Here is a 20,968-nt window from a genome sequence, read left to right on the forward strand (position 1 = left end):
ACGCGAAGCTTTTCAACAAACCAGCCTCAATCGAGGGCCTTCCTGCAACCTCACAGAAAAGCGGTGTAAGAACTGATCCAAACCAGAATCGACATGAGTAGTCCGATGACACCGGCATTATCGGCAAATACGGTCGCGGTGCCGGGCATACCCAGCTTGAGGTGACTGGGATCGGTATCCTTCGGGATGGAGATAAGTGCCGGATATGTCCTGGCACCCCGGATCGAACCCGCCCGGGTAAGCGTTCCGGAAACAGCAATCTGGCCTTCGCCCGTACCCTGCGGGATTGCCGTGATCGTCGCATTATAGATGCGGCCGGGATCGTCATCGAACACCAGCTTGACCTTCGCACCCGGCTTTATGGTTCGGAATCCGTTGGGCGAAAACATGCCAAGAATTGTGATCTCGTTTGTGACAACGAACGACATCACGGCGCGCGCCTGCGTTGCCCGGTCGCCGGCTGACAGGGCCATGGCAGTCACGTAGCCTTCGGCGGGCGCGCGGACGGTGGTCTGCTCGAGCTCCCACTTGGCATCCTCGAGCTGAGCTTGGACTTGAGCCACGGTCGTGTTGATGCCGCCGATCTCAGCGTCCATAGCGAGCTTGGCGCTTTGTTGTGCTGCCTTGGCCGCCTGCAGTTGGAATCGGGCCGTCTCCTGCTGAAGCTGCGCGTCCTGTAACCGAAATTCACTTTGCGCCCCTTGTCCGGTCAGTTGCGCGTAATCGGCGAGCCGCTTGTCGTGATAAGCGAGTTGCTTGGTCAGCCCCTCGACGTTAGCGCTCGCCTGTTCGTAACTCGCCCTAAGCTGGAGAACTTGCTGCCTTGCCCCCGCCAGCGAGGCCTCAAGCTGATCGACCTTGTACTGGAATGGCATCGGATCGATTTGGAACAATGTCGTTCCCGCCTTCACCGGCATGTTGGGCAGAACCGGAATCTTGGTCACCTGACCGGAAACGTTGGGCGCGATCTCCCCCACCCGCGAGCCGACAACGAAACTTCCCGATGGCGTGAGGTAGTTGAACATCGCAAGGAAGACCGCGAGGATGAAAGCGCCGATCAGGGCCGCGATTGTGCCGGAAGCCCACCCCAATCTAAGGAGCTTGAATTTTGAGAAGACCAGCCAAACCAAGACCAGGTAAAGCGTCAGTATGATGAGCATGAGATTAGCTCGTGGTCAGGGAGATCTACTAAGCTCCAAGTAAGAAATCCGCCCCCCGCGGAGCGGGGGGGCGACCCTAGTTCGTACTCTCAAGCAACCTTTCTGGCGCCGGGAACTGTCCATGTGCCATTGATGATCGACGGGTCAGTCTCCTGCGGCCAATACATGCGCAGCATGAGTACGAAATCTCCCGCAGGCGCCGGAAGCCAGTTCGACTCCTTTTCTTTGCCGGGGGACTCCTTCTGGATGTAGAGATCGGTCGAGCCGTCCGGATTTTCCTTCAGTTCTTGACGTGCGCTGACCGAGTAACGGTTGATCGGATTGCTCACGAAGAAGTAGCCGCTGTCGTACATTGTGAGCGACCAGAATCCTTCCGCCGGAGGCAGGTGCCCCTTGGGAAACCGCATGACGTACTTGTTTGCGCCATTGTACTTGTGGCCCTCCGCATCCTTTTCCGAGGTCGGGTAGACCGCGTCTTGCGGACGGTTGCAGCCGAGTCCGATCGCGGTGATGAGTGCCCGCATCAGATAGTCGGTGCCGTAGATGCCGCCTTTCGTCGTGAAGGCAAAGCCATTCTCGTCCTTGATAGCTTTGTTGATCTTGAACTGGAGCATGATCCTGTCGACCGATAGTTCCGGCAAGCGTCTGAGGAAGTCCGCTTTGAGCTTGCTCTCATCGAAATCCTGGCCGGGGACGATGCCGATCCGGGCGAATTTGGCTAACTGGGGGGCATCTGCAGCATATGGCGGATTGGTTTTCATGAGGTCGCAGAGCAGCTTGAAATACGACACTGCGTCCATGCGATTGACCTGTTCACGGACAGCCGTCTTCATGTCAATCGACGGATCGACATTTCCCGGAGGCGGTGTGTATGGCTTGCCGTAGGCGCTGAGCGGCACGAGCTTGAACTCGTCCTGCAGCTTGTGCACGGCGGCGTAATCCTCTGGAGTTCCCGTGCAATAGATGCGGCCGAGCAACCACACAATATTGGTCTGCGACTTGTATTCCTTCACCCCGTCCGGCAGTTTGCCTTTCCAGCCGGGCCCGGTGATGGCGTAGGTCTGTGCGCCCGTGCCGGTGGTGCGCTTCCCCGGCACCTGGAACACCGTCGTCCAGCCATCCAGCATTGGCATCAGGAAATAGCGCCCCTTCATATCCGGGATGCTGAGGACCCATGGCTCTTTTCCGACGTCAAAGAACGAAGTTGTATAGAGCGTGTCTGCGTTCGGTGCCGTGACATCCCGGAACGATGCGTCCGGATATTGACGCAGCTTGATGATATGGCCCATCGGCCCCCGTGTTCCGACGGGCTCGGCAACATTCGTGAGGACCCGACGAGTCATCTCCATCGTCACCAACGGATAGCCGAATATGTAGGCGTCGCTCGCGAGCCAGAAGTCCTCCAGGCCCTGACCTACCCCGAGGAAAGACCCCTCCTGGGCGCCGGCCGACTGAGCTATTCCCGCTCCGGCGAGCAGACTCATTCCGCCAAGCGCAAGACTGCGACGTGTGATCTCCATCGTTCTCTCCCTGTTTGCAAATCGAATGGTCTTCGAACTATCGGCAGGCGGCTCCGACTGTCGGCCTGCCGTACAAGGTGCCCAATCCCACAATTACGGTTGCATCTTGATCCCGAGCGCCGCTCTCATATCCTTGAAGACCACAGCGATCGCCTCGATGATGAGCTGGTCAGGATGTGCCTTGCAATATTGGATCACTTCGTGCTCCGCCTCGCGGGACTTCTTGATGTCGAGGTAGTGCTTGCGCGCGAGGCCGTTGTACCAACCGCTATACCAGGCAGTGAGAAGATCGGCGTCTCCCTGCCGCGTTCCGGCGAGCTGCGCGCATGTCAGCTTCTGAACATCCAGATAGCCTTCTGGCGTTGGCATAACTGCTCAGGTCCGTCTGCGCATGCGCTGACTGAATGCTGACGACGATCAGCGATGCTGCAATCATGGTGGTTCGTTCCATGATCTCCCTCCTGTGAACTCGTGTTGGGCTTAGATCGGGCCGACCTTCCACCTGTCGGCTCAGCGGTCGTGACGTGGCCGGTCGCGTTGCTCAGTAACAAGGCGGATACGGATAGTATCCGCACCGGGGGGCGTAATAGGGGTACGCTGCCGCGCCAGCCACAGCAGCCGCTCCCGCGAAAGCAGCGCCACGGTAGAACGCTCCGCGCCAGGCCGTACGGCGGGCGACGCCGGCGAAAGACAACGGCGTGAACGGCCGGCCAATGATGTCGATAAAAACCGATGCCGGGCCATCCGCTCCAGCCAGATCGCCTTCGAGTACGTCGACATCGAAGGTCAGCTTGTCACCCTCAAGCCTGGGCGATTTCAGTACGACGACGGCATCGACCACGGATGATCCGTCCTTCTTGAATCCTGACACGGTGGCGTTCGGGGGATCCTTCGCGAAGTTGTCGCTCCCGTTGCCCCAATCCTCGACAATTCGCGACGTGAGATCGTGCCCCGCGGCGCGAACAGGCCGATCGGCAAACACGATCGCATTCGGTGAAATTCCCGTCAGCACCAGCGTCCCTTCTTTCAGGCTCGCGCCGCGCGAGTTGAGGACAAAAAGAGACGGGACCACTTCCGGCTTTGCCTGACCGATGGATTTCTCGAGCGGAATGTGCCGCTTGTTCTCTGCCGACGATTGAGCCAGAAGTTTATGCGGGAAAGCCACTAAGCCAGCGGCGCAAACCGCGATCATCGCAAGACGAACCGTCATGATGGTCTTCTCCTTTGCAGGCTGGTTTGTTCTTTCGATCAGCAACTGAACAATTAAAGAATGCCTTGGAGCAGCGCCGCCGAGACAAGACGGCTTCTCTTGTCAGGAATTGGTATAGATCAATGGCGGGACAGCGCGTTCGCGATGGTGACGCTGACCCCGCCGCAGCAATCGTTCTGCATTTCTCGCCAATTCACATCGCGCGTCTTGCCATTTCGCGCCAATCGTCAGGAATTGTTAGCGGTCAATCGCGCGAGAACGACGGCGGGCATTCAGCCGATCATGCTCGCGGCTCTGTTGCTGCCGCCGGTAAACAACAGGTTGAATTTTCATCAAACGTGCAAAAGATCGGCTGAAGCTACTTGCGTTGGTATAGCCGAGTGATTCTGCGATGTCCGACAACCGCTTACTCGAATCGGCGAGCAAGTGGCAGGCGATCTGCAAACGCACCTCTGCGAGCAGTTTGCTGTGGCTTGTGCCCATGCGCTCGAGGTGACGCTGCAATGTACGGCCACTGATCTTGAGCGCTTGCGCCGTTCTATCGAGGGTTGCGTCACCGTGCCGCAGCGATGCGACAATGGCGGCGCGGACCGCCTTGGATGAAGGCAAGCGGACAGCTCTCATCGGTTGGTATGAGGCGCGAAGCCTATGCTCCCTCGATGGAATTCGGATCAAGAGACTATGGCCCCATGAAAGCCCCCTCTGGCCACCAAGCGCCAGAATTTTCGCCAAATGGGATTGTCTGAAACCTGAAATTCTCTCGGAAGGATTGTGCCCGACAAGCTGCGTTCTTAGTATTTTCCCAAGTTTTCGTTTGAGGTGCAGTCAGTGGCGAAGATTCATTTGACACGTTGCCAACACCTTAGTCCCTTCGTGGACATTCTGAATAATCTTGGCACGCCAGCCGCTTCCCTTCTGGAAAGGTTTCGACTACCCGCTTCGTTGGAGGAAAAATCCGATCACTACGTTCCCATTTTGCCGGCGATCGAGTTTGCAGCATTTGCCAGCAGGTCGCAGGGTATTGAGGATTTCGGATTCCACGCTGCCAAGACGCTACACTTCGGCCACCTGAGTGAAAGAACCCGGATTTTGATCCGTCATTCTCCGACGCTGCTTGTCGCGCTGCAACAGGCCTGCAAATGGGCCTCGCTTGAAGACTCAAACTTGAGCAACTGGCTCGAGTATCACGACGATCATGCGCGCTATTGCAGCAGGCTTGCCGGGACCAAGGGGCTTCAGCATCTCGAGCATTCGCAGTGGCTTCAGAACGTTTTTCCGATTTACATCGTCCGGCAGTTCGCCGGACCGGATTGGGCTCCCGCAACTATCGCCTTTGAAGCGCGGTACACGCCGGGTCCGGCTTGCCAGTCATTTTGGCCAACCTCTCGATTCCTGTCCGGTCAAGGGGCATCGTGGATCGACGTGCCTGTTTCGCTTCTGGCACTTCCTAACAGGTCCAACGAAAGTTCTATCGATCTGAACGACCACGTCCAACATTCCGGTTTTGATTTCATCCAGGTACTAAAGCTGATGCTTCCGTCCTATCTTGACGAGCGACCTCCAATGCTTGCTGAAATTGCAGAAATGGCGGGCATCAGTGCGCGAAGCCTTCAACGCCAGCTCTCGCGGGCCGGTTTTACTTATTCGGGGCTGGTGGATGCTGTCAGGTTTGAAAATGCCAGGCAGCTCCTACGTAACACCGATTCCAAGATCATCGAAATTGCTTTCGCTTCTGGCTACGCGGATCCTGCCCACTTTACCCGCGCCTTCCGGAGGATCGCTGGCGTCACTCCAGGGCAGTTTCGCGAACAATGGCGACCCCGGTAATATTTGTTTCTACGAAGCTGTTTCGACTGGTTCAATGTCCGCTCTGGGTCAAAATACGACAATCACGGCGGCCAGACTGCGTGTTCCATTTTGCTCTCGGAAAGCCGATATCGCGAACCTGGTGTCCCCTCAGTTCGGTCCGTGAGGCCCCGAGAGCAACCGCAGCACAATTCCGAACAGCTCGTTCTGCGAGGAGATGCCCAGCCGTTCATAGGCGCGCTTGCGATAGGTCAGTGTCGAATGCAGGCTGATGCCGAGTCCTCTCGAGATCGCTTCGGAGCTGAAGCCAAGCAGGATGCGGTGGCAGACTTCCCGCTCGCGCGGCGTGAGATCGGCGAGCGGCGCGCGGGTGGCGAACAGCGCGGCGAGGGTCTGGTCCGGCGTTGCGCTTCCCTGGAAATGGCGCGCGACGATCGCCGCGATCGCCGGTGCGATTGCCCCAAGCCGTCGGCACTGTTCGTCGCCGAAGCGACCTTGCGCGGCGATGCGATAGAAGTTGACATAGAAGCAGGTGTCGCCGGTCCAGATCGCGGTCGCGCATTTGTCGACGATGCCGGAATCGTTGAAGAATATCTTGCGATAACGCGCGCCGTACATGCGCGGCGCGAAGGACGGAAGCATGATCGGCGCATCGCCCTCGGCCTCGAACAGCGCATCGCGGTTCGGATCGGATTCGTGGAACTGGCCGGCATAGGCGGCGCCGAGATCGCCGCCGATCGGGATGTTGCCGGCGTCCAGCAAACAACGGGCCGCGCCCGCGCGCGTCAGCGCAAACACCATGCAATGACCGACCCCGGCCTGCCGGCGCAGCGTGTCGATGAGGATGTTCGGAAAGTCAGCTCGGCCGATGGCGAGCACCGCCGGCGTGACATCGCCGGCCGCAGGATTTGAGACCATCCCTTTGGGCCGCATTGGTTTCCTCCACCGAAGTCCTTTTGGCGGAGGATAGCAGCCGCGGGATATTGCCGAAAGCCGGAGACGGCGGTTCACGACGCCTCTCGAGTCCCGGCTCTGCGCAGCGTGCAACGATGCGCTGCTGAGCCGGGGGCCATGCGGCCAAGTGCGAGCCCTACCCCGCCGCAGCCTTCGCCGGCGCGACGTTGATGGCGAGCTTGCCGTAGCGATCCGTAAAGGCCTCCGTGTCGATCTCTTCCAGCTCGATCTCGCCGCTCATCACGCCTCGTTTCCATTCGGCCTGTGCCGGATCGTTCTGGAACTCCGGCATCACCTCGCGGCCGAACAGCTCGAGCGATTCGCAGATGTGCTCGTGGCTGTTCTTGCCGGCCTGGTTGAGCAGGATGACCTGGTCGATGTGCGAGGACTGGAACCGCTTCAGCTTCCTGCGGATGGTCTCGGGCGAGCCGATCAGGCCGCCGCGCAAGCTCGCCTCCTGCGCTTCCGGGTTGTCGCGCTTCCACTTGTTGTACTCATCCCACATGTTGACGGTGTAGGGCGCGGGCCGCTGGCGGTTCTGCGCGGCGCCGTAGAAGCGCAGCGCGAACTGGAAGAAGGTGGCGCCGTCGGCGCGCGCACGCGCCTCCTCGTCGGTCTTGGCGCACATGAAGAACGACACCAGCGCCATGTTCGGGTTGATCTCGTAGTCGGCCAGTTTGTGCAGCCGCTTGGTCATCGCGTTGTAATAGGCGTGTACCCAGGCGTGCGCGGCGTCGGCGCTGACGAACTGGAAGCCGAGCGCGCCGAAACCGTGACGGCCGGCCCGCTCGATGGTCGGCAGCTGCGAGCACGCCATCCATAGCGGCGGATGCGGCTTCTGCACCGGCTTCGGCACCACGTTGCGCAGGGGGATGTCGAAATACTTGCCGTGGTGCTCGCTACCGGCATCCTTGAACATCGGGAAGATCGCGGCGACCGCCTCCTCGAACACCTCCTTCTTGGTCTCCATGTCGCGCCCGAACGGAGTGAGCTCGGTGATGGACGCGCTCTCGCCCATGCCGAATTCGCAGCGGCCATTCGAGAGCAGGTCGAGCACCGCGACACGTTCGGCGACACGCGCCGGATGGTTGGTGGTGAGCTGGAGGATGCCGTGGCCGAGCCTGATGTTCTTCGTGCGCTGGCTCGCTGCGGCCAGGAACGATTCCGGCGAGGGCGAGTGCGAATATTCCTCGAGGAAGTGATGCTCGACGACCCAGGCGTGGTCGTAGCCGAGACTGTCGGCGAGCTCCATCTGCGAGAGCGCGTTCTGGTAGAGCCTGAGCTCGTCGCCGGGCACCCAGGGCCGTGGCAGTTGCAGCTCGTAGAAGATGCCGAACTTCATGACGCCTCCCGTTTATTGTTGTTGATCGCATCTTAGTGGGTGAGGCGGCGCTGTCTACGGAGCGGCAATTCCGCCGTGCGGGAGAATGATCCGCACCTGTGCGTGGCAAGGCGGACCGCCGCGACGCAGCGCTGCGACATCCGCGCAAGCCGGCACATTGATCCAGATCAACGCCGCGGCGGCCCGATTGCATCAGAAGTGCAGCAAGGCAACGGCCCGGATGCCGTCCCAATCCCCACATTTCAGATGAGACCGAATATGTCGGCCCCAGACGACGCGTCTTCGCGCGTGCGCCGTAAGCGCATGGAGATTTTCGCCTTCCTGTTCCTGACCGCGGTCGTGATGCCCGTCCTCGCGGTCGGAACCGTCGGCAGCTACGGGCTCGGGGTCTGGATCTACCAGATGTTTGCCGGCCCTCCCGGCCCGCCCTCCCGACATTGATTCCCCTGAAGCGAAAGACAGGCATCATGGCCCAGGCCGCCCCCCACACACTCAACCGCCGTGCCTTGATCACCGGCCGGGTGCTCAGCGCCGATCGCATCATCGCGCCGCCGGGCGCCGAGATCGCCAGCATCCTGGTGCAGGCGCGGCCCGAACGTCTCGCCGAGCTCGAAGCCGAGATCACCGCGCTGCCCGGCTGCGAGATTTACGGCCGCGACGCGCGCGGCAAGCTCGTCGTCGTGACCGAAGCGCCCGATGCCGGCAGCCTCGGCACCCTGCTCAACACCATCCAGTCGCTGCCAAACGTCTATTCCGCAGCCCTCGTCTTCCACGCCATCGAAACCGCCTGAGTCAGGAAGAGCCATCATGACATCGCCCAAGCTCGACCGCCGCCAGATGCTGAAGCTGGAGGCGGCCGCGATCGCTGCCGCTGCCGCTGGCATGCCCGCTCCGGCGCTCGCCGCCAATCTCGTCGCCGAGCGGAACATCAGCGAAATGAGGTGGGACAAGGCCGCGTGCCGCTTCTGCGGCACCGGCTGCTCGGTGATGGTCGCGACCAAGGAGAACCGCGTCGTCGCCACCCATGGCGACACCAAGTCCGAGGTCAATCGCGGCCTCAACTGCGTCAAGGGCTACTTCCTCTCCAAGATCATGTACGGCCACGACCGCCTGATGCAGCCGCTGCTGCGCAAGACGAACGGCAAGTACGACAAGAACGGCGAGTTCACGCCCGTCACCTGGACCGAAGCCTTCGACATCATGGAGCTGAAGTGGAAGGAGGCGATCAAGAAGCGCGGGCCGAACGGCGTCGCCATGTTCGGCTCCGGCCAGTGGACGATCTGGGAAGGCTACGCCGCCTCGAAGCTGTTCAAGGCCGGCTTCCGCACCAACAACATCGACCCCAATGCCCGGCACTGCATGGCCTCGGCCGTCGCCGGCATGATGCGGACCTTCGGCATCGACGAGCCCCCGGGCTGCTACGATGACATCGAGGCCACCGACGCCTTCGTGCTGTGGGGCTCCAACATGGCGGAGATGCACCCGATCCTGTGGACGCGCCTGGCCGACCGCCGGCTCTCCGCGCCGCATGTTCGCGTCGCCGTGCTCTCGACCTTCGAGCATCGCTCGTTCGACCTCGCCGACATCGGCATGGTGTTCAAGCCGCAGACCGATCTCTACATCCTCAACGCCATCGCCAACCACATCATCAAGACCGGCCGGGTCAACAAGGACTTCGTTGCCGCGCATACCGTGTTCAAGCGCGGCCAGACCGACATCGGTTACGGCCTGCGGCCCGAGCATCCGCTGCAGAAGAAGGCGACGGGCGCGGCGAAGCCCAACGACGCCACCGACATGAGCTATGACGAGTTCGTCAAGTTCGTCTCGGAGTACACGCTGGAGAAGGCCGCCGAAATGTCGGGCGTGCCGCTCAACCGTCTCGAAGCTCTCGCCGAGCTCTACGCCGATCCAAAGACGAAAGTGGTCTCGTTCTGGACCATGGGCTTCAACCAGCACACCCGCGGCGTCTGGTGCAACAACCTCGTCTACAACATCCATCTTCTGACCGGGAAGATCTCCTCGCCCGGCAACAGCCCGTTCTCGCTGACCGGCCAGCCCTCGGCCTGCGGCACCGCGCGCGAGGTCGGCACCTTCTCGCACCGCCTGCCCGCCGACATGGTCGTCACCAACAAGGCGCATCGCGATCACGCCGAGCACATCTGGCGGCTGCCCGAAGGCACCATTCCCGACAAGAACGGCGCACACGCCGTGCTGCAGAGCCGGATGCTGAAGGACGGCCTGATCAATGCCTATTGGGTGCAGGTCAACAACAACCTTCAGGCCGGCCCCAACATCAACGAAGAGACCTATCCGGGCTTCCGCAACCCCGAGAACTTCATCGTGGTCTCGGACGCCTATCCCTCGGTGACCGCGCTTGCCGCCGATCTGATCCTGCCCACCGCGATGTGGGTGGAGAAGGAAGGCGCCTATGGCAACGCCGAGCGGCGCACCCAGTTCTGGCATCAGCTCGTCTCCGCGCCCGGCGAATCGAAATCCGACCTCTGGCAGCTCATGGAGTTCTCCAAGCGCTTCAAGATCGAGGAAGTCTGGCCCGAGGAGCTGATCGCCAAGAAGCCCGACGTCCGCGGTAAGACGCTGTTCGACGTGCTCTACAGGAACGGCCAGGTCGACAAATTCCCTGTCACCGACATCGAGCCGGGCTATCTCAACGACGAATCCAGGGCGTTCGGCTTCTACGTGCACAAGGGCCTGTTCGAGGAATATGCCCAGTTCGGCCGCGGCCATGGCCACGACCTCGCGCCGTTCGACACCTATCACCGCGAGCGCGGCCTGCGCTGGCCGGTGGTCAACGGCCAGGAAACCAGATGGCGTTTCCGCGAGGGCAGCGACCCCTACGTCAAGCAGGGCACCGACGTGCAGTTCTACGGCCATGCCGACGGCAAGGCGCGCATCTTCGCGCTGCCTTACGAGCCGCCGGCGGAATCGCCCGACAACGAATATCCCTACTGGCTCTCGACCGGCCGCGTGCTGGAGCACTGGCATTCCGGCACCATGACGCGCCGCGTGCCCGAGCTCTACAAGGCCTTCCCCGAGGCCGTCTGCTTCATGCATCCGGACGATGCCCAGGAAGCCAGGCTCCGCCGCGGGGATGAAGTCAAGGTGGTCTCCCGCCGCGGCTTCATCCGCGCCCGCGTCGAGACTCGCGGCCGCGACCGGCCGCCGCGCGGCCTCGTGTTCGTGCCGTGGTTCGACGAATCCAAGCTGATCAACAAGGTGACGCTGGACGCCACCGATCCGATCTCGCTGCAAACCGATTTCAAGAAATGCGCCGTGCGCATCGAGCGGGTGAACATGTCATGATGAAACGATCCGCAATCGCCCTGCTCGCCTTCGCGATCGCAGCCAGCGCGAGCTCGCTCACCGCGCAGACGGTGACGTCAGGCCTGCGCGGCCCGACCCCGCTCAACGACGAGGGCCCGGCGCCGCCGATGCTGCCGAACCGCAACACCTCCGAGAAGGAGGTGCGCAACTATCCGGAGCAGCCGCCTGTCATCCCGCACAGTATCGACGGCTACCAGGTCGATCTCAACGGCAACAAATGCCTGTCCTGCCATGCGCGGGCGCGCACCGCTGAATCGCAGGCGCCGATGGTGTCCATCACGCATTTCATGGACCGCGACGGCCAGTTCCTGGGCTCGGTCTCGCCGCGACGCTTCTTCTGCACGGAATGCCACGTGCCGCAGAACACCGCCAATCCGCCGGTCAGCAACGATTTCATCGACATCGACACGCTGCTGTCGCGCGCAAGCCCGGGTGGCCGCCGATGACGACGACCGCTGACGAGCCTGATGCCGGGATGAAGGCCAAGCGCGGCTTCCTCGCGCGAAGCTGGGCCTTTGCGCTGGAGCTCTGGCGGGTGCTGACACGACCGAGCTCGGTGTTCGCCCTCGGCACCCTGGTGCTCGCCGGCTTCGTTGCCGGCGTGATCTTCTGGGGCGGCTTCAACACCGCGCTGGAATTGACCAACACCGAGAAGTTCTGCACCAGCTGTCATGAGATGAAGGACAACGTCTACGCCGAGCTGAAGTCGACCATCCACTTCTCCAACCGCTCCGGCGTGCGCGCGACCTGTCCGGACTGCCACGTGCCGCACAACTGGACCGACAAGATCGCGCGCAAGATGCAGGCCTCCAAGGAGGTCTGGGGCAAGATCTTCGGCACGATCGACACGAGGGAGAAATTTCAGGATCACCGCCTCGAATTGGCGGCGCACGAGTGGGCGCGCTTCAAGGCCAACGATTCGCTGGAATGCCGCAACTGCCACAGCGCCGATTCCATGGACATCACCAAGCAGTCGCCGCGGGCCTCGGTGGCGCATCAGCGCTTCCTGTTCACCAAGGAAAAGACCTGCATCGACTGCCACAAGGGCATCGCCCACCAATTGCCCGACATGCGCGGCGTTCCCGGCTGGCAGTAGCCTCAGCTCTCACGGCGTCATGGCCGGGCATAGCCGTCCGAAGGACGGCGTCGCTTCCGCTCGCCTATGTCCCGGCCACCCACGCCTAACCACACGGCACAAGGAACGTGGATGCCCGGGACAAGCCCGGGCATGACGACCTCTTGCAAGGCTCACCTGCGGGTGCCCCACCGGCAATTGCGGGGCGACCGCGCTTGAACCGGCGGGGCGAATGGTTAGTTTGGGGGACGGCGAATCGCCTCTTTTCGCCACTCATCAAGACAGACATGGCCACTTTCACCCCGCATCAGGATGCCGCGCTCAAGGCCGTCGGCGACTGGCTCAAGGCCAAGCCGGGCCGCAACGGCACGCCGCCGGTGTTCCGCCTGTTCGGCTTTGCCGGCACCGGCAAGACGACGCTGGCGCGGCACATCGCCGACGGCGTCGATGGCGAGGTGAAGTTCGCCGCCTTCACCGGCAAGGCCGCTCTGGTCATGCGCAACAAGGGCTGCGACGACGCCTCGACCATCCATTCGCTGATCTACCGCGCCCGCGAATCCGGCGAGGAGCAGCCGAGCTTTGAGCTGTGGGACGACGCGCCGGCATCGAAGGCGAAGCTGATCGTGATCGACGAATGCTCGATGGTCGATGCCGAATTGGGGCGCGACCTGATGTCGTTCGACTGCCCTCTCTTGGTGCTGGGCGATCCCGCGCAGCTGCCGCCGATCCAGGGCGGCGGCTTCTTCACCAATTCCGAGCCGGATGCGATGCTGACCGAGGTGCACCGCCAGGCCCAGGACGATCCGATCGTGCGGATGTCGATGGACGTCCGCGAGGGACGCGAGCTCGATATCGGCCGTTATGGCGAGAGCGAGGTGGTATCGCGGAAAGAGCTCGATCCCGATCGCGTCATGGGCGCCGACCAGATCCTGGTCGGGCGCAACAACACCCGCCGCGCCTACAACATGCGGGTGCGCCAGCGCCAGAACATCGAGGACGCCTTTCCCGTCGCCGGCGACAAGCTGGTGTGCCTGCGCAACAACCGCAAGAAGGGCCTGTTCAACGGCGGCCTGTGGCGCGTGAAGTCGCGCAACACCTCGCGCTCGAAATCACGCATTCTCAGCATGCGGCTGTCGCCGGACGAGGATTTCGGCCACAAGGTGACGAAGGTCTCGGTGCGCGCCGACTGCTTCGAGGGCGGCATCGAGCAGATCGCTTGGGAGCAGCGCAAGCCCTATGACGAGTTCGACTACGGCTACGTGCTGACCGTGCACAAGTCGCAGGGCTCGCAATGGGACGATGTCGTGCTGTTCGACGAGAGCTTTGCGTTTCAGGAGTCCCGGGCGCGGTGGCTCTATACCGGCATCACGCGGGCGGCGAAGCGGCTGAGCGTGGTGGTGTAGAACTCGCCAATCTCCGGGTGAGCGGCTTCACCGAGATGCATTCACTGCCCGCTAGGCTTTGCGATGTATCCGTACGAAAACCGCATTGGAGTGGAGCGAATGACGGCGCGCGCAACAAAGCCTGAGCATCCCGATACCGATCTCGATGGTCTCACAGCGAGCCGTCGGGATTTCCTGAAATCGGCGAGCGTGGCAGCCGGTTCGCTCGCGCTGTCGATCACGGCTCCGGGGATTGCCCTTGCGGCGCCCGGCGGATCGGTGCGAATCTCGAAGGAGAGGCTCAATACGCTGGCGGCAAAATTCTATGCCGTCTTCAACGAAGGCAATATTCTGCCGGCGAGCTTTGCAGACAAATATGCGGCGCGCCATGACGTGGAGCTGAGGCGCATCGTCACCTTCACGCGCATCCCGGAGACGGGAGAACGCGTCAAGGTCAGCGGCCTGCTTGCCGTCCCGGCGGGCGCGCGCGGCGCAGTTCCGGTCTTGTCATGGCAGCACGGCACGATCCTCTCGTTCGACCAGGTCCCCTCGAACCTGCTGCGGCTGGAGGACGAGACATACGAGCTGCGCGACAATGTCGATTCGATCGAGACCTTGTTCAATGTGCAGCGCTTCGCCGGCAACGGCTATGCCGTCGTCGCGGCCGACTATGTCGGCAAGGGCCCCTATCGCAACGGCCGGAGCGAAGCCTATGCCGTGAAGGGCGCGACCGTGCAATGCTGCCTCGACATCCTGAAGGCGGGGCTGCTCGAGCTGCGGACACTGGGCCTGCGCCAGTCCTCCCTGTTCCTGAACGGTTGGTCGCAGGGCGCGCTGAACACGCAGTGGCTGAAACAGGAGATGCAGCGCCGCGGCATCAAGGTGCGGGCGGCGGCGACACAGAGCCCGTTCAACAATCTCGCCGAGAGCTTCCACTACTGGGCGAACCCCGCGGCTTTTATTCCGGCCTCTGAAAGCTCGTATCCGACGCCGCCGGCCTGGATCACGCCCTGCATGATCGTCCTGCTCGGAAGTTACCGGCGCTATTACGGGCTGAACGGCTTGTTCAAGACGGCGATCAAGTCGCAATATCAGGCGTTCGCGGAGAAGTACTGGTCCGATTACAGCCTCGAGGGCGAGATCGCGAAGAGCATTCCTCCCGCCGGCGATTTCCTCGTCGATGGCTTCTTCGATCGCTTCACCAGCGATACGAACAGCGCCCTCCAGCGCCGCCTCGGCGCCAACAGCTCGACCTTCTGGGATTATGATTCCCCGACCAGATTCTATTACGGGCTGGCCGACGAGGCTTTGCATCCACGCCTGGTGCGGCCCGCAATAGCCGCCGGCGGACATTTCGCGGAGGGCGTTGCGGTCAAGGGCGCAAGCCATCGCGGCACGTTCCTGTCGAGCCTCTATGGCGAGGCGAACGTCCTGAACGGACGGTCGACGGCGTTCGACTGGTTCAATTCGCTGGCGTGAGCGGGACGGTGCGCCGGCCGCCGGCGTCCTCACGGACTCGTGTCTGGCCGCCTGTAACAGCGGGGCGGGGCAGTCGTATCTTTGGCAGCGACAATGCCGGCGAGGCTATTCGCCCGCGCCGGCCCGCCTCAGACTGCCCACCCTTGCCAGAGGATCCGCCATGCGCCGACCTGCCCTCGCCTTCCTGCTCGCCGCAACCACCGCCCTGACGCTGGCCCTTACCGTGCCGTCACGCGCCGCGGAGGAGGCGGTCGTGATCCCCGCTCCCGCATTGGACGCGGCGCCCGCGAGCGGCATCCAGACCGCCGTAGTCGCCGGCGGCTGCTTCTGGGGCGTGCAAGGCGTCTTCCAGCACACCGCGGGCGTCGTCAACGCGGTCTCCGGCTATGCCGGCGGCACCAAGGCGACCGCCGACTACCAGACCGTCTCGAGCGGCCATACCGGCCACGCGGAGTCGGTCGAGATCAAGTACGACCCGAAGAAGATCTCCTACGGAAAGATCCTCCAGATCTACTTCTCGGTGGTGCACGACCCAACCCAGCTCAATCGCCAGGGCCCCGACGTCGGCCCGCAATATCGCTCGGCGATCTTCACCACCTCGGACGAGCAGAAGAAGGTGGCGGAGGCCTATATCGCCCAGCTCAACGCGGCCCGCGTCTTCAACAAGCCGATCGTGACCAAGATCGGCGCGCTGGAGGCGTTCTATCCGGCGGAGGCCTATCACCAGGACTATCTGACGCTGCACCCGAACCAGCCCTACATCGCCTATAACGACATTCCGAAGGTCGAGAACCTGAAAAAGCTGTTCGCGGATAACTACATTGAGAAGCCGACGCTGGTGAATGCCAGCAAGGCCACCAACTGATCGAGATCACCGAAGAAACGGGAGACCCATGCCCGACACCAAAACGAAGATCACGGCCGACAAGGTCATCAAGAGCGAAGAGCAGTGGCGGCGCGAGCTGACGCCGATGCAGTACGCCGTGCTGCGCGAGAAGGCGACCGAGCGTCCCTTCTCAGGCGAATATGAGCACGACGAGCGCGCCGGCACCTATGTCTGCGCCGGCTGCGGCAATGTGCTGTTCTCTTCCGACGCCAAGTTCGATTCCGGCTGCGGCTGGCCGAGCTTCACCCAGCCCACGGTCGAGAGCCATATCGACGAGGAGCGGGATACGAGTCACGGCATGATCCGCACCGAGGTGCTCTGCGCCAAATGCAGCGGTCATCTCGGCCATGTCTTCCCCGACGGCCCCGGGCCGACCGGTCTGCGCTACTGCATCAACTCGGCAGCGCTGAAGCTCGAGCCCAAATAAGCTTGCGCGCTGTCGGGTTCCCCGGTGGAACCCGGCGGTGTGATGTGCTTTTCTCCCTTGGCGGTGCGGCCGATCACCGCATTCGGCGGCCGCCAGGGAGGATGCCATGACGCTTGGGACCATCCTGATCATCCTGGTGATCATCTACCTGCTCGGCGGCCTGTCCGGCCGGTTCGGCGGCTACGGCTATGGCCTGGGCCATTCCGGCATGGGCATCGGCGGGGTCGTGCTGGTGGTGCTGATCGTGCTGCTGCTTCTTGGCAAAGTGTGAACCAATTAAGCCATTGAAATAATTCGATTTATTTCGATCGCGGAGCTGCCATGCGCGGATTCATCATCTCGCGTCGCAGGGGTCGCATTTCTGTCAAATCGGCCTATATTAGAGGACGAGAATGACATGCGGCGGGCCCGCTTGGCGGCTCCTGCCCCTCCCAACCCCACGCGCTTAAAGCCCCAGAGAAGATCACGAGGTCTTTGACCATGCGTCCACTGCGTCCGTTCAACTTCAACACCTCCGCCGAACTCTTTCCCGCCGCGATCCGCAAGAAGAAGCGCGCAGGCTTCACCTATCGCCGGTTCGGCACCGCGGCCGAAGCCGTGCAGTTCGCGATGGAGCAGTTGCCGACGGATTCGCTGAACGGCGCCTATCTCCAGGTCGAGGAAGCCCGCTTCGACCAGAACGGCATCCGCTCGCTGTACGAGAGCGAAGCCTTCCCGCTGCCCCGTCGGCCCAAGCCCGCGCCGGCCGCGGAGACCGACGCCGACGCGGCGTAAGCTTTTCGCAAGCCTCCGATGTGCGCAGAAAGCGCGATGGCCGAAAGGTCGTCGCGCTTTTTGCGTTTGGGGCTTTCATGCTTCCACAGCGTGATGGCCGGGCTTGTCCCGGCTATCCACGCCTCGCGCCGCGGCACAAAGAACGTGGATGCCCGGGACAAGCCAGGACAAGCTCGGGCATGACATGACGACCGTTCGAGCATATGCATCAATTGCGGAGAGGAGCGATCCTACATCCGCGGCTGCTTCTCCAGCCAGCGGCGGAGCAGGCGCACGTTGCGCATGTTGGCACGGAACATCACGTCGAAGGCGTCGCCCGCGAACGGCACCAGGCCGACCACGCCGTCGAGCGCGACATTGCCGAGCATGCGCCCGGTGATGTACCAGGGCGCGCCCAGCGCGCGGGCCTCGCGCACCAGCCACAGCGAGATCGCGGTCGTGATGATGTCGCCGACGACGGGGATCAGGCCGATCAGCCCGTCGATGCCGTAGCGGATGTTGGTGCCGGGCAGGATGAAGGCGACGTCAAGCAGCTTCGCGATCGCCTCGATACGCGCGATCCGCTGCTCGCGCGTCAGATTGCCGAACGGACTCGCTTGCCCGAACTCGAAGCGAAACTCGCGAAATCCCTGCTCCAGGCTTTCCGGCCTGATCTCGTGGCCTTCCTGGTCGATGATCGGCCCGCGCGCCTGCTTGCCGGAAAAGGGCGCACGCGAGCTGCTCCCCGTACGGGATCTGCGAGGAACAAGGATGTCGTCGTCGGACATGGTCATGGTCTCTGGACAACGCGCCGCGGCGGCGGAGGTTGCTGCCGCGATCGAATGCCGCGCGTCAGGTCGGCGCCGCCGCTGCTTGCGGCTCCTCGACATAGCGATGCACGAGCCAGGATGAAATCGCCGCCGGCACGAATCCGACGAGGCCATACAGGATGAACTGCACCGTGCCCGAATCCGGCCCGCGCGAGCTGTAGGTGAGCGACGCCAGGACGAAGGCGAACATGCCGACCAGGAGCATCCGCAAGCCCGGACCGATCCGGCGGATATGGATCAGGATGTCGTCGACTGCGCCGATCATCAGCGCGGGCAGGAAGCCGAACAGATAGCTGTATTGCAGGGTCTTGAAGAACACCGCGAACAGCTTGCCGACCTCGCCGAGGCTGGTCTGGGTCCAATAGCCGGACTGGTAGGTCGTCGTCAGCAGCAGCAGGAACCCGCCCACGAAGGGGCCGACCAGCGCAAACACCAGATAGCGTTTCATCAAACACCCTCATCCTTCGCCAGTATTATAGCAGCGCAGCGGGAACCTTGAACAGCGGGGCGCCGGGCTCCACGCGAGGGGAACAAGTGGCAAGGCGACGAGTTCATGCTGGACCTGAACTCAACCCTGGCAGATTGGAGCCGCCAATGTCCCCTCAACTCGTTCTGGCGACAATCATGCTGGCAACCCTGGGCGGCCTCTCGAGTGTCCCCGCTTTCGCCCAAGGCCAGATGGGCACGCCGCAGGAGCAGAAGGCCTGCTCAAGGGACGCATCGCGCTTCTGCCGCAAGGAGCTCGGCAACGACATGGCCGTGCAGGGCTGTCTGCAGGCCAACCGCGCCAAGCTGTCGCGCGCTTGCAGCAAGGTGTTTCAGAGCCACGGCATGTGAGAATCGGAACCATCCCCGCGAACGGAGAGTGATGCCATGTTGCGCGACGAACAACTCTCGATCCTGCGGGACATCAGCCAATCCGTTGCGTTTGCCGACGAGCGGCAGGGTAAGGTCGGGCAATTGATCGCCGACGGCTACGTGATGAAGGACGGCGATCTGTTCGAGCTCACGGCCAAGGGCGTCACCGCCGTCGAGGAACACGCTGCCGCTCTCGGCGCGAGCGATGCGGAACAAGCGAGCGCATCCTCCGATCGGCTGATCTGATCGCGCGCGACGTGACTCGCGCGCAACAATTGCGAATTCCTTTGCGCTGACCATTGCAGCCGCGTGGCAATGGCGCATACTTCGCTCGGGCGGCGCAGCACTTTCGATTCGAGCATCAAGAGATCGAGCGACCACATGCGGGACCAAAGCTCCCGGCGTGAAGGCTGTGACGTGCGGCAGATCAAGCCGCGTGCGGCGCCCCAAAAGCCAAGTGGCTCAAGCCCTAGGGAAATCGGGGACCCATTCAGCATGACACGCCATCAGACGATCGCTTCGCTCTTTGCTTTCGCCGTCACCAGCCTCGCACTCCAGACATCACCCGGCCTCGCCTTCTCGTCCGAAGCACAGCAGATGTGCTCCGGCGATGCGATGCGGCTGTGCTCCAGTGAGATCCCGGACATTCCACGGATCACTGCCTGCATGGTGAGGAACAAGTCGCAGGTCAGCCCCGGCTGCCGCGCCGTGATGGACCGCGAGCACGCCGCCGCCGCGGCATCGCGCAAGCGCGAAGCGGCGGCGCGGTAGCGCCGCAGTCGCCATTCCGGGGCGGTGCGCAGCACCGAGCCCGGAATCCGTCATGCAGCCGAGCGTGCAGGGAGCTGGATTCCGGGCTCGCGCTACGCGCGCCCCGGAATGACAGCGCGGCTCAATCGCCCCACTGCGCGAAGGCGTCGTTGAAGGCGCGCTCGCCGGGGGCGCCTTTCTCGATGGCGATGATGGCGCGGCGCTGGTTGGCGTAGACCAGGGGCACGTCGAACCAGGAGCGCTCCTTCAGGAGCTGGACGTTGCGGGCGCGGTCGGCGTCGACGTTGGAGAGGCCGACCAGGAAGAAGCCGTCGGTGACCTTGACCGCGAGGCCTGCGAGCGGCGTGCCGCGCGCCTGCTCGTTCGACTTCATCAGGATGCCCGGCACGTTGGAGACGCTGCCGCCCGGAAAATCCGGCGGCAGGATGAAGGTCAGCTCCGCGGTGTGGCTCGCCGGCAGCGAGGAGTCGGTGTTGCGGCGGAACGACATCGTCATCTTGAATTTGCGGTCGGGAATCTCGATGTCGGCGCGCACGGCGACGTCGGCCTTCTGGTTGCCCGAGGCCTTGATCGGCTCGAGCCGCCACACCACCGAGCCGACATATTGCTTGCCCTTCGGGTCGGACGGATCCTCGTCATAGAGCACGACCTTCTGCGCCACCGGCGCGACAGGCTGGTCGCTGGCCGAGGGCTGGCCGACGCGATCCGGAATCTTCGGCTTGCTCTGCGGCTGCGCCGGGCTCGGCGTCTCCGCGACCTGAGTCGCGGACGGTTTGAAAAAGCCGTTGAAGATCTGGACGGCCTGCTTGCCCCAGAGGATGCCGGCGCCGACCAGGATCAGCACGATGCCAACGGCGATCGCGCTCTTGAACGGAAAGGCCGAGCCGGTGCGGACGCGCTTCTTGGCCTCGCGCTCGGGCGCGATGCGTGAGCGCGGCGACGGCGGCGCGTAGCGCTCGGCCTCCTCGATCGCTTCTTCGTAGGAAGAGGGCGCCTCGGACTCGCCGGCACGGTTTTCCAGGCTCGGCTCCAGCCGGTCGAATTCCGGCGAGGGCGAGGGCACGTTGGCATAGGTGCGGCGCGCGGCGCGGCTGGCCTGCGCGGCAGCGCCGCCGAGATCGTTGGCATCGGCCGTGATGTCGCGGAAGCCGCGCACGCCCGGTGCCGGCGGGG

Annotated in this window: 23 protein-coding genes and 2 pseudogenes; 15 read left to right on the plus strand and 10 right to left on the minus strand. The window is 62.9% G+C overall.

Going from position 1 to position 20,968, the window contains the following annotated elements:
- Positions 1–50: 50 nt before the first annotated feature.
- The 5 genes and pseudogenes from ACM42_RS29615 to ACM42_RS29635 form a co-directional block, all read right to left on the minus strand.
- Positions 51–1,160, minus strand: a complete 1,110-nt coding sequence (locus ACM42_RS29615; RefSeq protein ID WP_271531147.1) for an HlyD family secretion protein — start codon at positions 1,158–1,160, stop codon at positions 51–53.
- Between the two features lie 89 nt (positions 1,161–1,249).
- Positions 1,250–2,680 carry a DUF1254 domain-containing protein gene (locus tag ACM42_RS29620; RefSeq protein WP_271531148.1) on the minus strand — a complete coding sequence of 477 codons (1,431 nt, stop codon included), beginning with the start codon at positions 2,678–2,680 and terminating at the stop codon, positions 1,250–1,252.
- 93 nt (positions 2,681–2,773) lie between these two features.
- Positions 2,774–3,116, minus strand: a pseudogene (locus tag ACM42_RS29625) (HdeA/HdeB family chaperone).
- A 105-nt stretch (positions 3,117–3,221) separates the two neighbouring features.
- A complete protein-coding gene (locus ACM42_RS29630) occupies positions 3,222–3,890 on the minus strand; it encodes a hypothetical protein (protein WP_271531149.1) in 669 nt (222 codons plus the stop codon).
- Positions 3,891–4,127: 237 nt separating this feature from the next.
- On the minus strand, positions 4,128–4,499 hold the full coding sequence (locus ACM42_RS29635; RefSeq protein WP_271531150.1) for a helix-turn-helix domain-containing protein: 372 nt from the start codon (positions 4,497–4,499) through the stop codon (positions 4,128–4,130).
- A 219-nt stretch (positions 4,500–4,718) separates the two neighbouring features.
- On the opposite strand from ACM42_RS29635, the gene ACM42_RS29640 reads away from it, so the two are divergent.
- A complete protein-coding gene (locus tag ACM42_RS29640) occupies positions 4,719–5,717 on the plus strand; it encodes a helix-turn-helix transcriptional regulator (RefSeq protein WP_271531151.1) in 999 nt (332 codons plus the stop codon).
- A 129-nt stretch (positions 5,718–5,846) separates the two neighbouring features.
- On the opposite strand, the gene ACM42_RS29645 is transcribed toward ACM42_RS29640, so the two are convergent.
- Together ACM42_RS29645 and ACM42_RS29650 are read right to left on the minus strand one after the other, a co-directional pair.
- A complete protein-coding gene (locus ACM42_RS29645) occupies positions 5,847–6,629 on the minus strand; it encodes a helix-turn-helix transcriptional regulator (RefSeq protein ID WP_271531152.1) in 783 nt (260 codons plus the stop codon).
- 157 nt (positions 6,630–6,786) lie between these two features.
- Entirely contained in the window at positions 6,787–7,992 is a 1,206-nt protein-coding gene (locus ACM42_RS29650; RefSeq protein WP_271531153.1) for an LLM class flavin-dependent oxidoreductase, read from the minus strand.
- A gap of 258 nt (positions 7,993–8,250) precedes the next feature.
- Here ACM42_RS29650 and napE point away from each other — a divergent pair, with 258 nt between their 5' ends.
- The 11 genes from napE to ACM42_RS29705 all read left to right on the plus strand — a co-directional run bounded on the left by napE (position 8,251) and on the right by ACM42_RS29705 (position 17,357).
- Complete coding sequence (gene napE, locus ACM42_RS29655) at positions 8,251–8,433, plus strand: periplasmic nitrate reductase, NapE protein (RefSeq protein WP_271531154.1); 183 nt, start codon at positions 8,251–8,253, stop codon at positions 8,431–8,433.
- A gap of 26 nt (positions 8,434–8,459) precedes the next feature.
- On the plus strand, positions 8,460–8,783 hold the full coding sequence (locus ACM42_RS29660; RefSeq protein ID WP_271531155.1) for a chaperone NapD: 324 nt from the start codon (positions 8,460–8,462) through the stop codon (positions 8,781–8,783).
- A 16-nt stretch (positions 8,784–8,799) separates the two neighbouring features.
- Positions 8,800–11,313, plus strand: coding sequence for a nitrate reductase catalytic subunit NapA (gene napA, locus ACM42_RS29665; RefSeq protein WP_271531156.1), 2,514 nt, complete (start codon positions 8,800–8,802; stop codon positions 11,311–11,313).
- Positions 11,310–11,780, plus strand: a complete 471-nt coding sequence (locus ACM42_RS29670; RefSeq protein ID WP_271531157.1) for a nitrate reductase cytochrome c-type subunit — start codon at positions 11,310–11,312, stop codon at positions 11,778–11,780. The genes napA and ACM42_RS29670 overlap by 4 nt, the downstream gene beginning before the upstream one ends.
- A complete protein-coding gene (locus ACM42_RS29675; protein WP_271531158.1) occupies positions 11,777–12,430 on the plus strand; it encodes a NapC/NirT family cytochrome c in 654 nt (217 codons plus the stop codon). Before ACM42_RS29670 ends, ACM42_RS29675 begins: the two co-directional genes overlap by 4 nt.
- Positions 12,431–12,696: 266 nt before the next feature.
- Positions 12,697–13,812: an ATP-dependent DNA helicase gene (locus ACM42_RS29680; RefSeq protein WP_271531159.1), complete on the plus strand. Its 1,116-nt coding sequence runs from the start codon at positions 12,697–12,699 to the stop codon at positions 13,810–13,812.
- A gap of 99 nt (positions 13,813–13,911) precedes the next feature.
- Positions 13,912–15,270 carry a twin-arginine translocation signal domain-containing protein gene (locus ACM42_RS29685; protein WP_271531160.1) on the plus strand — a complete coding sequence of 453 codons (1,359 nt, stop codon included), beginning with the start codon at positions 13,912–13,914 and terminating at the stop codon, positions 15,268–15,270.
- A gap of 160 nt (positions 15,271–15,430) precedes the next feature.
- Complete coding sequence (gene msrA, locus ACM42_RS29690) at positions 15,431–16,135, plus strand: peptide-methionine (S)-S-oxide reductase MsrA (RefSeq protein ID WP_271531161.1); 705 nt, start codon at positions 15,431–15,433, stop codon at positions 16,133–16,135.
- A gap of 28 nt (positions 16,136–16,163) precedes the next feature.
- Entirely contained in the window at positions 16,164–16,583 is a 420-nt protein-coding gene (gene msrB / locus ACM42_RS29695) for a peptide-methionine (R)-S-oxide reductase MsrB (protein WP_271531162.1), read from the plus strand.
- A 106-nt stretch (positions 16,584–16,689) separates the two neighbouring features.
- Positions 16,690–16,854: a DUF3309 family protein gene (locus tag ACM42_RS29700; RefSeq protein ID WP_035704895.1), complete on the plus strand. Its 165-nt coding sequence runs from the start codon at positions 16,690–16,692 to the stop codon at positions 16,852–16,854.
- Between the two features lie 209 nt (positions 16,855–17,063).
- The gene (locus ACM42_RS29705; RefSeq protein WP_027560969.1) at positions 17,064–17,357 is read left to right on the plus strand and encodes a hypothetical protein; all 294 of its coding nucleotides are present in this window, start codon (positions 17,064–17,066) and stop codon (positions 17,355–17,357) included.
- Between the two features lie 230 nt (positions 17,358–17,587).
- Here the strand turns inward: ACM42_RS29705 and ACM42_RS29710 are convergent, their stop codons facing one another.
- Both ACM42_RS29710 and ACM42_RS29715 read right to left on the minus strand, forming a co-directional pair.
- Positions 17,588–18,130, minus strand: a complete 543-nt coding sequence (locus ACM42_RS29710; protein WP_271531163.1) for a DUF4112 domain-containing protein — start codon at positions 18,128–18,130, stop codon at positions 17,588–17,590.
- Positions 18,131–18,188: 58 nt separating this feature from the next.
- A complete protein-coding gene (locus ACM42_RS29715) occupies positions 18,189–18,614 on the minus strand; it encodes a DUF5413 family protein (RefSeq protein WP_271531164.1) in 426 nt (141 codons plus the stop codon).
- A gap of 176 nt (positions 18,615–18,790) precedes the next feature.
- On the opposite strand from ACM42_RS29715, the gene ACM42_RS29720 reads away from it, so the two are divergent.
- The 3 genes from ACM42_RS29720 to ACM42_RS29730 all read left to right on the plus strand — a co-directional run bounded on the left by ACM42_RS29720 (position 18,791) and on the right by ACM42_RS29730 (position 19,795).
- Positions 18,791–19,003, plus strand: coding sequence for a hypothetical protein (locus tag ACM42_RS29720; RefSeq protein ID WP_370123931.1), 213 nt, complete (start codon positions 18,791–18,793; stop codon positions 19,001–19,003).
- Positions 19,004–19,039: 36 nt separating this feature from the next.
- Positions 19,040–19,270: a hypothetical protein gene (locus ACM42_RS29725; protein ID WP_271531166.1), complete on the plus strand. Its 231-nt coding sequence runs from the start codon at positions 19,040–19,042 to the stop codon at positions 19,268–19,270.
- Positions 19,271–19,519: 249 nt separating this feature from the next.
- A complete protein-coding gene (locus tag ACM42_RS29730) occupies positions 19,520–19,795 on the plus strand; it encodes a hypothetical protein (protein WP_210343535.1) in 276 nt (91 codons plus the stop codon).
- 121 nt (positions 19,796–19,916) lie between these two features.
- Here the strand turns inward: ACM42_RS29730 and ACM42_RS29735 are convergent.
- A pseudogene (locus ACM42_RS29735) lies at positions 19,917–20,968 on the minus strand (hypothetical protein); the annotation flags it as partial.

The sequence above is a fragment of the Bradyrhizobium sp. CCBAU 25338 genome (assembly GCF_028128965.1).
Classification (GTDB): Bacteria; Pseudomonadota; Alphaproteobacteria; order Rhizobiales; family Xanthobacteraceae; genus Bradyrhizobium; species Bradyrhizobium liaoningense.